Source organism: Aeromonas sp. QDB17 (assembly GCF_027705305.1).
GTDB classification, from domain to species: domain Bacteria; phylum Pseudomonadota; class Gammaproteobacteria; order Enterobacterales; family Aeromonadaceae; genus Aeromonas; species Aeromonas caviae.
Genome location: NZ_JAPDBP010000013.1, coordinates 29,607 through 43,158, shown reverse-complemented (window position 1 = coordinate 43,158; position 13,552 = coordinate 29,607). Strand labels below are relative to the sequence as shown.

Genomic DNA, 13,552 nt, shown 5'->3' with positions numbered 1-13,552 from the left:
GGCAAAAAATGGCAGGAAAACGCGAGGATCCCGGCCAGAAGCACTCCACCTGCAGAGCCCATCCCGTACCCGCCCCAAGGTGGGGCGCGGTGTGGGATGACCACTACCGATGACAACCCGGGGGATTCAGCCCCCGCAGCCGACGTGGCGGTGTCCAGTCACTCGCCTCGTCTCGGCGCTGCTCCCCCTGACCCAAGTTCACCGGACACTGGTGTCCTCCCCTGGGCTGCCTGGGCAGCGCTCCTCTTCTGGTGCCACCTGTGACAGGTGGCGTGCATGTACAAATACCTTGGTCTGGATTGCACTGTCAATCGAGTTCGTAAAAAAGAACAAAATTGACGGTAACCAGGCACAAGATCAATCAGTTACGAAATGGTCTTGGACAAAACCTTGGAGCGACGCTGCCAGTTGTAGAAGCGCTGGCGCTCCACCGGCAGATCTTCGACTTCCAGGGGATCGAAGCCCCGCTCCCGGAACCAGTGGATGGAGCGGGTGGTGAGCACGAACAGGCGACGGATGCCGAGCCGCTTGGCCCGCTCGGCCACCTTGGCGATCAGGGTATCTCCCCGGTTGGAGTTGCGATACTCCGGGTGGATGGCGACGCAGGCCATCTCGGCCATGGCTTCTTCCATGAAGCAATAGAGCGCGGCGCAGCCGATGATGAGGCCGTCCCGCTCGATGATGGTGAACTTGTCTATCTCCATCTCCAGCTGCTCCCGGGAGCGGCGCACCAGGATCCCTTCCTCCTCCAGCGGACGGATGAGATCCAGGATGCCGCCGATGTCCTCAATGGTGGCGGCCCTCGCCCGCTCGGCGCTTTCGCGCACGATCTGGGTACCCAGCCCCTCGCGGCTGAACAGCTCCTGCAGCATGGCGCCGTCGTCCTGATAGCTCACCAGGTGGGAGCGGGGCACGCCACCCCGGCAGGAGGCGATGGCCGCGCGCAGGTAGCGGGCGGTGCCTGACATCTCTTCCCCCGCCTGCTCCAGCGCCACCAGCAGCTCTTCGGCCTGCTCGGGGAAGAGCTCGGAGATGGCCTCCCCGTGCCTGTCCATTACCCCCTGGGTGCTGCTGAAGCAGATGAGCTTGTCGGCTTTGAGATCCACCGCCACCCGGCGGGCTACCTCTTCCGAGCTCAAGTTGAAGCTCTCGCCGGTGACCGAGCAGCCGATGGGGGAGATGAGCACCAGGCCGTGCTGATCCAGCTGGCGGGTGATCCCCTCCACATCGATGCGACGCACCCGGCCGCTGTGGCAGAAGTCGATGCCGTCATCCACACCCAGCGGCTGGGCGGTGACGAAGTTGCCGCTCACCACGCTGATGCGGGCCCCCTGCATGGGGGTGTTGGCGAGGCCCATGGAGAGCTGGGCGGTGATGTCGTATTGCAGACCCCCGCACACCTGCTTGATGATGGCGAAACTGGCATCGTCGGTGACCCGGATCCGCTTGTGATACTGGGCCTGGATGCCGGCGCGGGCCAGGGCCTCGTCATTTTGCGGACGCGAACCAAACACCAGCACCAGGCGGATCCCCAAGGTCTGCAGCAGGGCGATGTCGCTGACGATGTTGGCGAAATTGGGGTGACAAATGGCTTCCCCGCCGATCATCAGGACGAAGGTGGCACCCCGGTGCACATTGACATAGGGGGTGGATTGCCGAAAGGCATGGACCAGGCTGGGTTCGCGTTCACGCACGTGTTTCATTCCATAAAAAAGCAGCAATTCGCCCAATATATGAAAATAAATTCACAAATCAAGACTAAATATCGACTTGGTGTTTTTTTGTCGCCATTTTGACCAGTGTGGGTGGGGAGGGGAAGACGCAGGCGAGGGCGGGAGGGTCGCCCCGGGGGCCGCTCCCTGGTTGATCCGGGCTAATAACCTGATATCTTCGGTGTTCCTTTTCGTCAGCCGCATTGCGCGGGGTTTTATACAAGGACAGGGCATATGGAGCAGATTATTTCACCGGCAGAGGCGCTGCCGGGACGGCGGGAAGCGCTGGAGATTGGCCAGGTGCACGCAGTAAACGGCCACCCGACCCAGGGGCCCTGGCCCGAGGGGATGGAGCTTGCCTGGTTCGGCATGGGCTGTTTCTGGGGTGTGGAGCGTCTGTTCTGGCAGCAGCCCGGGGTCTATTCCACCGCCGCCGGGTATCAGGGGGGGCTGACCCCCAATCCCACCTACAAGGAGGTGTGCAGTGGCCTGACCGGCCACGCCGAGACGGTGCAGGTGGTGTTCGATCCCAAGGTCATCAGCTATGGGGATCTCGTCAAGCTGTTCTGGGAACACCATGATCCGGCCCAGGGGATGCGCCAGGGTGGCGACATCGGCACCCAGTATCGCTCCGTCATCTTCGTCGGGGACGACACCCAGGAGGCGATTGCCCAGCAGAGCCTGGCCGCCTACCAGCAGGCCATGACGGCGAGCGGTGACGGGCGCACCATCACCACCCGCATCCTGCCGCTGGCCCCCTTCTACTATGCCGAGGATTATCACCAGCAATATCTGGAGAAGAATCCCGAGGGGTATTGCGGCCTGGGGGGCATCGGTGTCTGCCTGCCTCCCAGCCTGAATCGCTGAGGCGTCATTGCATACCACGGGGGCCATCAGGCCCCCGTGTCATTGTGATGAAAAATAATTGAAAAAAATGCGTCAGGTGGGGAACTAAACTGAACCCTGGCTGACCAACAGGGTAGCGACCACGGATGGTTGCCAAGACCAGACACATTTTTTTGCCCCGAAATTCATTACTCTGACAAGCGCGATGAATTGACAATGCTAGCAAGCAGGGCTGCCCGATGAGGCGGCCCTTTTCATTGGGCGTCCCGCCTCACTCCTCGCCTCATTGCATCTCGTCCCCTTGCCGTCACGGCAGGGTGGGGTCAGCTGATGGTGCTGTCGAACAGGTTCTTGATGAGGTCGATGAACTCGATGAGGAAGGCTTGCTGGGCTTCGCTGGGGGCGGACAACCAGACGGCGGAGAGCACCTCTTCCAGGTCGGCGACCACGGCATCGGCCTCCTGCATGATCAGGAAGCGCACCTTGGGGTCGAGCTGGGGGTTCTGCTCGCAGATGGCCATCAGGTTGTCGGCCACCCGGCTGCTCACCAGATCCTCGATGGTCTGGGCGCCGCCGCCCTGTTGCTGGCTCTCGAACAGACCCAGACTCTCTACCAGATACTCGATCAGCGCAATGTAACCGTCGCTCTCTACCACCATGATGGCTGCCCTTTCTTCATTGCCTTGGGGAAATGGTGCGTATTTTAGTGGCTGAACCCGTCATGGCAAGCGGCAGTGGAGCCGATGGCGGATAAATTGGACACCGCCGCGCTCCACCGTCTCCAATCCGGTCAACAGGAAGCCGTGACGCAGGAAGAGGGCGAGGCTGAAGGCGCTCGCCTCCGTGGTGAGGCTGCCAAGCCCCATCTGGCTGGCGGCTGCCAGCACCCGCTCCAGCAGCAGGGTGCCGAACCCCTGGCGCGGATGATCCGCGCTCACGTAGAGCAGGCTGAGATGACCGTCATCGCTCAGGGTGGCAAAGCCAAGGGGCACATCGTCTTGCTCGATGACCCAGCCATGGTGCTCGCGCAACTGGCTGGCAAGCCCCGGGTGATGGGCGCCCCTGGCCCACTGCTCCACCTGCTCCGGGCTGTAGTGTGCAGGCCCCAGGCGGCGTACCGACTGCTCGAACAGATCCAGCAGCCTTGGTATGTGCGCCTTCTCGAGGGGAACGATGCGGGGAGAAGAAGGAGACGGCATGGGTCAATCCTCCCTGATGGTCGCGCGGGGAGCCTGGGGCCGCTTCGCCCTGGGCAGACCCGCCACCACCCGCTCATAGGAGTGGACTACCCAGCCCTGCCAGAGATCGTCAGACAGGCCTTCACTCAGGGTCACCGTGTTCCAGTGCTGCTTGTTCATGTGCCAGCCCGGTTTCACCTCGGGGTGGATCTCCCGCAGCAGCAGGGCGAGCTCGGGTTCGCACTTCAGGTTGATGGAGAGGGGCTCCGCCTGCCAGTCCACCAGGGCAAACATCTTGCCGGCGATGCGGTAGACCAGGATCTCCGGGCCGAAGGGGGTGTCCTCGGTGGCGCCGGGCTGGCTGAGCAAAAATTCACGCAATTGAACGAGGGTCATGGGGACTCCAGGCTGGTCCGATCATGGTGGAAGCATGTTCACCGGGGTGAGCCTTCTGTTAATATGCGCGCCGAGTATACCCCCCATCACCCCGGGAGCCCATGAGATGTTGTACCACAAGACCTTTGAACTGGGTCCCGATCGGGATTGGGTGGTGTTCGTGCACGGTGCGGGCGGCAGCTCCTCCATCTGGTTCAAGCAGTTGCGGGCCTACCGGGAGCACTTCAACGTGCTGCTGCTGGACCTTCGCGGTCACGGCCAGTCCAACCAGCTGCAGCAGGTGGTAAAGGGGCACTACAGCTTTCGGGCCGTGACCGAGGACATCCTGCGCCTGCTGGATCACCTGCGCATCCCCCACGCCCATTTTGTCGGCATCTCCCTTGGCACCATCCTCATCCGCCACCTGGCGGAGCTTCGCCCCGAGCGGGTCAAGAGCATGGTGCTCGGCGGCGCCATCCTGCGTCTCGACATCCGCTCCCGGGTGCTGGTGCAGCTTGGCCGCCTCGGCCAGCACTTCCTGCCCTACATGTGGCTCTACCGCCTGTTCGCCTTCATCATCATGCCGCGCCAGCACCATCAGGAGTCCCGCAACCTCTTCGTGCGCGAGGCCAGAAAGCTGTGCCAGAAGGAGTTCAAGCGCTGGTTCCGTCTCGCCACCGAGGTGAACCCCCTGATGCGCTACTTTCGCGAGCGGGCCCTGCCGATTCCCACCCTCTACGTGATGGGGGAGGAGGATCACATGTTCCTCGCCCCGGTGCGTGAGCAGGTGGCCCGCGACCCTTACAGCCGCCTCGAAATCATCGAAAAGTGCGGCCATGTCTGCAACGTGGAGCAGCCGGATCACTTCAACCGCCAGTCCCTGGCGTTTCTCTCCCGTCAGGCGGCGTCATCCGCTCTTTGAAGCCCGACAAGGGCCTCAGAGGAAGTAGTGGCCAATCTCCAGATAGCGCTGGCGGATGTGCTCGATGAGCAGCCTTATCTTGCGCGGCGGCTGGCGGGTGAAGGGGTAGACGGCGTAGATGCCGAGCTTCTTGCCCACCTGATCGGGGAAGAGATCCACCAGCTCGCCGTTCATCAGATCGTGATAGACCAGGCAACGCGGCACATAGACGATACCGCGTCCTCCCAGCGCCGCCTTGCGCAGGGCCCCGGCGTTGTCGGTTGAAAAGCTCCCCGACACCGACACCAGATAGTTTCCCTCTTCCCCCTTGAAAGCCCACTCCGAGGCCCCCGTGCTCTGGTAGGCGTAGCGCAGGCAGTTGTGGGTGAGCAAATCCGACGGCTCCCGCGGTGCCCCGAAGCGGCGCACATAGGCGGGGGCGGCGCAGATCACCCACTGGGAGTCGAGAATGTGGCGGGCAATCAGGCTCGAGTCATCCAGATAGCCGGTGCGAATGACCAGATCGAACCCCTCTTCCACCAGGTTGACGAAGCGGTTGTCGAGCGACATCTCCACCGTGAGCCCCGGGTGCTGCTGGCAAAAATCGGCCACCGCATCGGCCAGCAGCAGCTCGCCGGAGATGGTGGGTACCGACATCCGCACATGACCGCTCACCTTTTCACCAAATCCCGCCACCGCGTCGAAGGCGTCCAGTGCGGCGGCCTTCACATTTTTGGCACCTTGATAGAGCGCCTTGCCCGCCTCGCTCAGGGTGAGCCGGCGGGTGGTGCGATAGAGGAGCTGGACCCCGAGCTCCTCCTCAAGACGCCCGATCCGCTTGCTAACAACTGAATTTGTCAGGGAATTTTGTTCCGCTACCTTGCTGAAGGAGCCGGCCTCCACCACCTGGGCGAAGAGGATGAGGTCGTCGGTACTGGCCATATTGATCAACTTTTGGAACGAATGTTGTTCATTATTTCCATATATCGCGAAAAAGGAACAGGGTAAGGTCACGTCCGCTTAACAAAACAACAACAAGGTGCGCCTCTGCACCCCTCTGGACAAGGACGCAATGATGACAGACACCCTGCTGGCCCTGGTGGCCTTCTCGCCGATCCTGGTGGCCGCCGTGCTGCTGGTCGGCCTCAACTGGCCCGCCAAGCGCGCCATGCCCGTCGCCTTCCTGTTGACCGTGTTCATCGCCCTCTGGGGCTGGCAGATGAGCCCGACCCGGGTCTTCGCCTCCACCCTGCAGGGGCTGGTGATCACGGTGACCGTGCTCTGGATCGTGTTCGGCGCCATCCTGATGCTCAACACCCTCAAACACACCGGTGCCATCACCGCCATTCGCGGCGGTTTTACCAACATCTCGCCGGACAGGCGCATCCAGGCCATCATCATCGCCTGGTGCTTCGGCGCCTTTATCGAAGGGGCCTCGGGCTTTGGCACTCCGGCCGCCATCGCGGCGCCGCTGCTGGTGGCCATCGGCTTTCCGGCGCTCGCCGCCGTGCTGCTCGGCATGATGATCCAGTCCACCCCGGTGTCGTTCGGCGCGGTGGGCACCCCCATCCTGGTGGGCATCAACAAGGGGCTGGATAACCAGGCCATCGGCCAGACCCTGAGCGCCGGTGGCAGCAGCTGGGACATCTACCTGCAACAGGTGACCACCAACGTGGCCCTCATTCACGCCACCGTCGGCACCCTGATGCCGGTGCTGATGGTGATGATGCTGACCCGCTTCTTCGGCCGCAACCGCAGCTGGACCGAGGGGCTCTCCATCCTGCCGTTTGCGATTTTCGCCGGGCTCGCCTTCACCGTCCCCTATGCCCTCACCGGCATGCTGCTCGGCCCCGAGTTCCCGTCCCTCATCGGCGGCCTGGTGGGGCTGGCCCTGGTGGTGACGGCGGCGCGAGCCGGTTTTCTGGTGCCCAAGAACTCCTGGGATTTCGCCCCCGAGAACGAGTGGCCCGCCGAGTGGCTGGGCTCCTTGAAGCTCGATCTCAAAGAGGCCGCCGGCCGCCCCATGTCGCTCATGCTGGCCTGGTTTCCCTATGTGGCGCTGGCGCTCCTGCTGGTGGCGAGCCGGGTGAGCCCGGAGTTCAAGGCGAGCCTCCTGTCGGTGAGCCTCGCCTTCACGGACCTCTTGGGGGAGAAGGGGGTCAGCGCCTCCATTGAGCCGCTCTACCTGCCGGGGGGCCTGCTGGTGCTCTGCGCCCTGCTCGCCACCTGGCTGCAATCGCGCTCCCTCGCCCCCTTCGGGCGGGCACTGGGGGAGTCCAGCCGTACCCTGATCGGCGCCGGCTTCGTGCTGATTTTCACCGTGCCCATGGTGCGCATCTTCATCAACTCCGGGGTCAACGGGGCGGATCTCGCCAGCATGCCGGTGACCACCGCCAACTTTGCCGCCGGGCTGGTGGGGGAGTTCTTCCCGGCGCTCAGCGCCACCATCGGCGCGCTGGGGGCCTTTATCGCCGGCTCCAACACGGTATCGAACATGATGTTCAGCCAGTTCCAGTTCGAAGTGGCCCAGACCCTGGGGGTCTCCACCGCCGCCATGCTGGCCCTGCAGGCTGTCGGTGCGGCGGCCGGCAACATGATCGCCATTCACAACGTGGTGGCGGCCTCGGCCACCGTGGGGCTGCTCGGTCGTGAGGGGGCGACGCTGCGCAAGACCGCGCTGCCGACCCTCTACTACCTGCTGGTCACCGGCCTTATCGGGCTGGCGCTCATGTACAGCTTCCACATCTCGGACGCACTGCTGCAGCTCAAGTAAGGAGAGCAAGTGATGAAGGTAATGCGGGTCTACCCGGCCAAGCCGGCCGATGTCTATCTCTACGCCACCTGTCTGGTGGACCTGTTCGACCCGGTGGCGGGGCTCGATGCCATCGCCCTGATCGAGCGGGAAGGGATAAGGGTGCACTTTGTCGAGAAACAGACCTGCTGCGGGCAGCCGGCCTACACCTCGGGTCACGAGGAGGAGGCGCGCAAGGTGGCGCAAAGCCAGATGGCGCTCTTCCCCGAGCCCTGGCCGGTGGTGGTGCTGTCGGGCTCCTGCGGCGGCATGATGCACCACCACTACCGCCGCCTCTTCCCCGAGAGCCCCGAGGTGGCCGATTTTTGCGATCGGGTGTTCGAGCTCACCGAGTTTCTGGCTCGGATCTGCCGGGTGCGCTGGCACGGGGTAGGGGAGGCGAGCATCGTCATGCACACCTCCTGCTCGGCCCGGCGCGAGATGCAGGTACACACCACGGCCCGCAGCCTGCTGGGGCAGCTCGATGGCGTCACCTTGCATGAACAGGCCTACGAGAGCGAGTGCTGCGGCTTTGGCGGCACCTTCTCGGTGCGCCACCCCCACATCAGCCAGGCCATGGTGGAGGACAAGACCCGCCACCTGCTGGCCACCGGCGCCGACACCCTGGTGAGCGCGGACTGGGGGTGCCTCTTGAACATCAAGGGATCCTTGGCCTATCAGGGCAGGATCTTGCCTGCCACCCACCTGGCGAGCTTCCTGCTCGCCCATAGCCGCCCCGACAGTGACGAAATAGCTCATAACGGCGCCGCTGTTAGCGATTTGGCTCATACCAAAGAGGCCCAGCCCCATGTCTGATCACGCCAAGTATTCGCCGCGCCGCTTCCATCCCCAGGCCGAGGCGGCCCTGGCCGACCCCGTGCTGCGCCAGAATTTTCGCGGCGCCATGGATTACCTGCGCGCCAAGCGCCGGGATGCCTTCGCCGACCCGCAGGAAGAAGCGGCGGTGCGCGATGCGGCGGAGCACATTCGCCAGCGCTGTCTCTCGCGTCTGCCGGACCTGCTGGAGCAGCTCGAAGCCAACTGTGAGCGCAACGGCATCCGGGTGCACTGGGCCCAGACGCCGGTCGAGGCCAACGCCATCATCCTTCGCATCGCCCAGCAACATGGGGTGAGCAGCATCGTCAAGGGCAAGTCCATGGTGAGCGAGGAGGTAGGCTTCAACCACGAGATGGCGCGCCACGGCATCCGCTGCCTTGAGAGCGACATGGGGGAGTTTATCGTCCAGCTCGACGGCGACACCCCGTCCCACATCATCATGCCCGCCATCCACAAGAACAAGCAGGAGGTGAGCGACACCTTCGCAAGCAACCTCGAAGGCTTCACCCCCACCACGGACGTGGACGCCCTGATCCAGACCGGGCGGCGGGCCCTGCGCGAAGAGTTTCGCCGCGCCGGCATGGGACTCTCCGGTGTCAACTTCGCGGTGGCCGAGACCGGCAGCCTGTGTCTGGTGGAGAACGAGGGCAACGGGCGCATGTGCACCACGGTGCCGAAAGTCCATGTGGCCATCACCGGCATCGAGAAGGTGGTGGAGTGCCTATCCGACGTGCCGCCGCTTTACAGCGCCCTGACCCGCTCGGCCACCGGACAGGCCATCACGACTTACTTCAACGTCATCAGCGGCCCGCGCCGGGCAGGGGAGCTGGACGGCCCGGACGAGGTGCACCTGGTGCTGCTCGACAACGGCCGCAGCCAGGCTTACCGGGACGAGGAGCTGCGCAAGACCTTGCAGTGCATCCGCTGCGGCGCCTGCATGAACCACTGCCCGGTCTACACCCGCATCGGCGGCCACGCCTACGGCACCATCTACCCGGGGCCCATCGGCAAAATCATCTCCCCCCACCTGCTGGGGCTGGAGAGCACGAGCGATCTGGTGACGGCCTCGAGCCTGTGCGGTGCCTGCGGCGAGGTGTGCCCGGTGCGCATCCCCATTCCCGACCTGTTGCAGCGCCTGCGCCGGGAGGCCAAGCACGACGCACAGCCCGGCCACGAACCGCTGGCGGGGCAGGGGGCGGCCAGGAGCCGGCTCGAAACCCTTGCCATGCAGGGCTTTGCCTTTGCCGCCACCCACCCGCGCCTCTACCACGCCGCAACCGGGGTGGCCGGTCGCCTGCGGGGGCTGATGCCCAAACACCTGGGCCCCTGGACCCAGTGCCGCGAAGCCCCCAAACCCGCCCCCCAGAGCCTACACGCCCTGCTGCGCCAGAAGAAGAAGGAGTCCTGAGATGTCGAGCAAAGAGGCCATATTAAGCCGCCTGCGCGGCGCCGCCACCCCCATGGCCCACGCCCCCCATGGCTGGCAGCCCTGGCGCGGGGAGGATGTTCAGGCGCGGCGTGAGCGCTTTGTTGCCGGGATCAGCGCCAGCCATGCCGAGATCCTCACAGTCCAACAGGCAAACCTGGCCCGGGATCTGGCCGCCTGGTTGGATCAAGAAGGCGTGACGCATCTGGCCTGTGGCCAGGGCGGTCGCTGGCAGGCGGCGGTCGCGGCGGCTTGCGCCGGGCGATCTGTGTTGACCCCCGCAGGCGAGTTCGCGAGCTGGAAGGACGATCTGTTCGACGTCTGTCAGGCGGGCATCACCCACTGCGCGGGGGCCATCGCCGATACCGGCACGCTCGTGTTGCTGCCGGATGGCGGCGAGCCGCGCACCCTCTCGCTTGTGCCACCCTGCCATATCGCCCTGCTGGCGGCCTCCACCATAACCGACAACCTGGCGGGGCTGGTGGCGGCCGGGCGCTGGCAACAGGCCATGCCCACCAACCTGTTGCTGGTCTCCGGCCCCTCCAAGACCGCCGACATCCAGCAGACCCTGGCCTACGGCGCCCACGGCCCGAGCCGCCTCTTGGTGGTGCTGGTGGAGGATTGCTGATGCGCTGGAATGAATTTGACGCCGCCGTGCTCTCGCGTATTCCGCCGGAGCGGCTGGTGAGCGATCCGGATTTACGGCTGGCCCACGGCACGGACGCCAGCTTCTACCGCCTGGTGCCCGAGCGCATCGTGCGCCTCGACTCCCTCGAGGAGGTGCGCTTCGTGCTCGGAGTGTGCCGCGAATTGGGCCTGCCGTGCACCTTTCGCGCCGCCGGCACCAGCCTCTCGGGCCAGGCCCTGAGCGATTCGGTGCTCATCACCCTGACCGACAGCTGGCGCGGCCACCGCATTCTGGACGGGGGGGCGCGCATCGCCCTGCAACCCGGGGTGATCGGCGCCGATGCCAACCGCTATCTGGCGCCCCTGGGGCGCAAGATTGGGCCGGATCCCGCCTCCATCAACGCCTGCAAGCTCGGTGGCATCGCCGCCAACAACGCGAGCGGCATGTGCTGCGGCACCGCCCATAACAGCTATCACACCCTGCACGCCATGACCCTGCTGCTGGCCGATGGCACCGTGCTGGAGAGTGGCGATCCCCAGAGCCGCGCCGCCTTGGCGGCTGTGCGCCCGGAGCTGCTCACGGGGCTTGCCGCCCTGCGCGCCGAGGTGCTGGCGAACGCCGAGCTTGCCGCCAAGATCCGCCACAAGTACCGGCTCAAGAACACCACCGGCTACGCCATCAATGCCCTGCTCGACCATGAGGATCCCGTCGATATCCTCACCCACCTGATGATCGGCTCGGAGGGAACCCTCGGCTTTATCGCCGAGGTGGTGCTCGATACCGTGCCCGAATACCCCCACAAGGCCTCGGCCCTGCTGGTGTTCCGGGACGCCGAGCAGGCGTGTCTGGCCACCTCGCGCCTGAAAAGTGCGCCGGTGGCGGCGGTGGAGCTGATGGATGGGCGATCCCTGCGCTCGGTGGCGGGCAAACCCGGCCTGCCGGACTTTATCAAGACGCTGGATCTGGCCGCCTGCGCCCTGCTTGTGGAGGTGCATGGGGAATCGAAAGAGGAGTTGGTGGATCGCTGCGAGCAGGTGACGGCCATGGCGGCCGAGTTCGCTCAGGTCGCCTCTGTGCCTTTTACTACCGAGAGCGCCGGCCTCTGGGCCATTCGCAAGGGGCTCTTCCCGGCGGTGGGGGCGGTGCGCACCACCGGCACCACCGTCATCATCGAGGATGTCGCCTTTCCCATCGAGCGTCTGGCGCAAGGGGTGGCGGGGCTGCAAGCCCTGTTTGATCGCTTCGAATACGGTGAAGCCATCATCTTCGGCCACGCGCTGGAGGGGAACCTGCACTTCGTCTTTACCCAGGGGTTCGACGATCCGGCGCAGGTGGCCCGCTACGGCGCCTTTATGGATGCGGTGGCGGAGCTGGTCGCGGTGCGTTTTGGCGGGTCCCTCAAGGCCGAGCACGGCACCGGCCGCAACATGGCCCCCTATGTGGAGCTGGAATGGGGGTCGGAGGGGATGGCGCTGATGCGGCGCATCAAGGCGCTGCTCGACCCCGATGGCCTGCTCAATCCTGGCGTCATCATCAACGATGACCCCAAGGCCCACCTGGCCCACCTCAAGCCCATGCCGGCGAGCGATGCCATCGTGGATCCGTGCATCGAGTGCGGTTTTTGCGAGGCGGTCTGCCCCTCGCGCACCCTGTCGCTCTCGCCGCGCCAGCGCATCGTGCTTTACCGCGAACTGGCCCGCCGCACTCGTGCCGATGAGCCCTCCCGCGAGCTTGCCCGGCTGTTTGACTATCAGGGCATCGACACCTGCGCCGCGACCGGGCTCTGCGCCGATCGCTGCCCGGTGGGCATCAACACCGGCAGCCTTATCAAGAAGCTGCGCACTGACAAGTACCAGCGCTTCGTGCCCATTGCCCGATGGAGCGCCGATCATTTCGCTGGCGTTACCCGCACCGCCCGCAGTGCGCTGGGCCTCAAAGCCATAGCGGGCAAGGTGTTGGGAGACAAGGCGCTGGCAGGATTGGTGAACGGGGTTCGCCATCTGAGCGGCCAGCGCACCCCCGCCTGGTTGCCCACCCTGCCGGGGCCGAGCCGTTACCAGTGGTCGCAAGGGGAGAGGAGCAATGACGAAACAAGGGATCGCGCTGTGGTCTACCTGCCGTCGTGCGCGAGCCGGGTGTTCGGCCAGCAGGAGGAGGCCCCGTCACTGCCGGACGTGGTGTTATCCCTGCTCAATAAAGCGGGTTGCCGGGTGATAGTGCCGCAAGGCATTGAGGGGCTCTGTTGCGGCATGCCCTATGACAGCAAGGGGATGAGCGAGGTAGCAGCTGCCAAGCGCAGTGAGCTGGCGGCGGCGCTGTGGCAGGCAAGCGAGCAGGGGCGCTGGCCCGTGCTGCTCGATACCAGCCCCTGCGTGCAGCGACTGCTCTCGGGGGCACTCGGCAAGGGCCTTCGGGTGTTCGAGCCCTCCGCTTTTGTGCTGGAACACCTGCTGCCCCACCTTGAGCTGACCCCCATCGATGAGACCGTCATGCTCCATATCACCTGCAGCAGCCGGCGTATGGGGCTGGGGGATAAGGTGCTGGCGGTGGCCCGCGCCTGCGCCCGGGAGGTGATAGTCCCTGAGCATATCCAGTGCTGCGGCTTTGCCGGCGACAAGGGGCTGATGACTCCGGAGCTCAACGCCGCAGCGCTTGCCAGCCTGCCCGCCCAGGTCCCCAACGATTGTCGTCAGGGATTCAGTAACAGCCGCACCTGCGAAATGGGGCTCAGCCAGCACGCCGGCATTCCCTATCACAGCATCCTCTATCTGGTGGATCAGGCGGCGAGATAGGGGAAAAAAACGGCAGGATAACTATCCTGCCGTTTTCAATGGGGTGAACAAGGTGGCTTAAAAACG

General features: G+C 64.8%; 12 protein-coding genes and 1 riboswitch. Of the genes, 7 read left to right on the top strand and 5 right to left on the bottom strand.

Annotated elements, in window-relative coordinates:
* Positions 1 to 30: 30 nt before the first annotated feature.
* A riboswitch (Lysine riboswitch) is annotated at positions 31 to 256 on the bottom strand.
* Between the two features lie 109 nt (positions 257 to 365).
* On the bottom strand, positions 366 to 1,694 hold the full coding sequence (argA, locus tag OKC41_RS12305; protein WP_041215931.1) for an amino-acid N-acetyltransferase: 1,329 nt from the start codon (positions 1,692 to 1,694) through the stop codon (positions 366 to 368).
* Positions 1,695 to 1,946: 252 nt separating this feature from the next.
* Between argA and msrA the strand changes: the two genes are divergently transcribed.
* A complete protein-coding gene (msrA, locus tag OKC41_RS12300) occupies positions 1,947 to 2,579 on the top strand; it encodes a peptide-methionine (S)-S-oxide reductase MsrA (protein WP_010674365.1) in 633 nt (210 codons plus the stop codon).
* A gap of 302 nt (positions 2,580 to 2,881) precedes the next feature.
* Here msrA and OKC41_RS12295 read toward each other — a convergent pair whose 3' ends face one another.
* From OKC41_RS12295 to OKC41_RS12285, 3 genes are read right to left on the bottom strand one after another with little or no spacing between them, the layout of a single operon-like run.
* The gene (locus OKC41_RS12295) at positions 2,882 to 3,217 is read right to left on the bottom strand and encodes a DUF3802 family protein (protein ID WP_010674366.1); all 336 of its coding nucleotides are present in this window, start codon (positions 3,215 to 3,217) and stop codon (positions 2,882 to 2,884) included.
* 60 nt (positions 3,218 to 3,277) lie between these two features.
* Positions 3,278 to 3,757, bottom strand: coding sequence for a GNAT family N-acetyltransferase (locus OKC41_RS12290; RefSeq protein WP_201894733.1), 480 nt, complete (start codon positions 3,755 to 3,757; stop codon positions 3,278 to 3,280).
* Between the two features lie 3 nt (positions 3,758 to 3,760).
* Positions 3,761 to 4,132, bottom strand: a complete 372-nt coding sequence (locus OKC41_RS12285; RefSeq protein ID WP_182935564.1) for an MmcQ/YjbR family DNA-binding protein — start codon at positions 4,130 to 4,132, stop codon at positions 3,761 to 3,763.
* A gap of 106 nt (positions 4,133 to 4,238) precedes the next feature.
* On the opposite strand from OKC41_RS12285, the gene OKC41_RS12280 reads away from it, so the two are divergent.
* On the top strand, positions 4,239 to 5,033 hold the full coding sequence (locus tag OKC41_RS12280; RefSeq protein ID WP_010674369.1) for an alpha/beta fold hydrolase: 795 nt from the start codon (positions 4,239 to 4,241) through the stop codon (positions 5,031 to 5,033).
* A gap of 15 nt (positions 5,034 to 5,048) precedes the next feature.
* On the opposite strand, the gene OKC41_RS12275 is transcribed toward OKC41_RS12280, so the two are convergent.
* Positions 5,049 to 6,026 (bottom strand): LysR family transcriptional regulator, encoded by a 978-nt coding sequence (locus OKC41_RS12275; RefSeq protein WP_197971228.1) that lies wholly within the window; start codon positions 6,024 to 6,026, stop codon positions 5,049 to 5,051.
* A gap of 61 nt (positions 6,027 to 6,087) precedes the next feature.
* Here OKC41_RS12275 and OKC41_RS12270 point away from each other — a divergent pair, with 61 nt between their 5' ends.
* Genes OKC41_RS12270 through OKC41_RS12250 form a run of 5 tightly spaced genes read left to right on the top strand, consistent with a single transcriptional unit; the run spans position 6,088 to position 13,486 of the window.
* The gene (locus tag OKC41_RS12270) at positions 6,088 to 7,785 is read left to right on the top strand and encodes an L-lactate permease (protein WP_201894732.1); all 1,698 of its coding nucleotides are present in this window, start codon (positions 6,088 to 6,090) and stop codon (positions 7,783 to 7,785) included.
* 12 nt (positions 7,786 to 7,797) lie between these two features.
* The gene (locus OKC41_RS12265; RefSeq protein ID WP_010674372.1) at positions 7,798 to 8,619 is read left to right on the top strand and encodes a (Fe-S)-binding protein; all 822 of its coding nucleotides are present in this window, start codon (positions 7,798 to 7,800) and stop codon (positions 8,617 to 8,619) included.
* Positions 8,612 to 10,048 carry a LutB/LldF family L-lactate oxidation iron-sulfur protein gene (locus OKC41_RS12260; protein ID WP_270672061.1) on the top strand — a complete coding sequence of 479 codons (1,437 nt, stop codon included), beginning with the start codon at positions 8,612 to 8,614 and terminating at the stop codon, positions 10,046 to 10,048. The genes OKC41_RS12265 and OKC41_RS12260 overlap by 8 nt, the downstream gene beginning before the upstream one ends.
* A 1-nt stretch (position 10,049) precedes the next feature.
* Positions 10,050 to 10,694 (top strand): LUD domain-containing protein, encoded by a 645-nt coding sequence (locus tag OKC41_RS12255; RefSeq protein ID WP_201894730.1) that lies wholly within the window; start codon positions 10,050 to 10,052, stop codon positions 10,692 to 10,694.
* Complete coding sequence (locus OKC41_RS12250; RefSeq protein ID WP_201894729.1) at positions 10,694 to 13,486, top strand: FAD-binding and (Fe-S)-binding domain-containing protein; 2,793 nt, start codon at positions 10,694 to 10,696, stop codon at positions 13,484 to 13,486. Before OKC41_RS12255 ends, OKC41_RS12250 begins: the two co-directional genes overlap by 1 nt.
* The last annotated feature ends 66 nt before the right edge of the window (positions 13,487 to 13,552 follow it).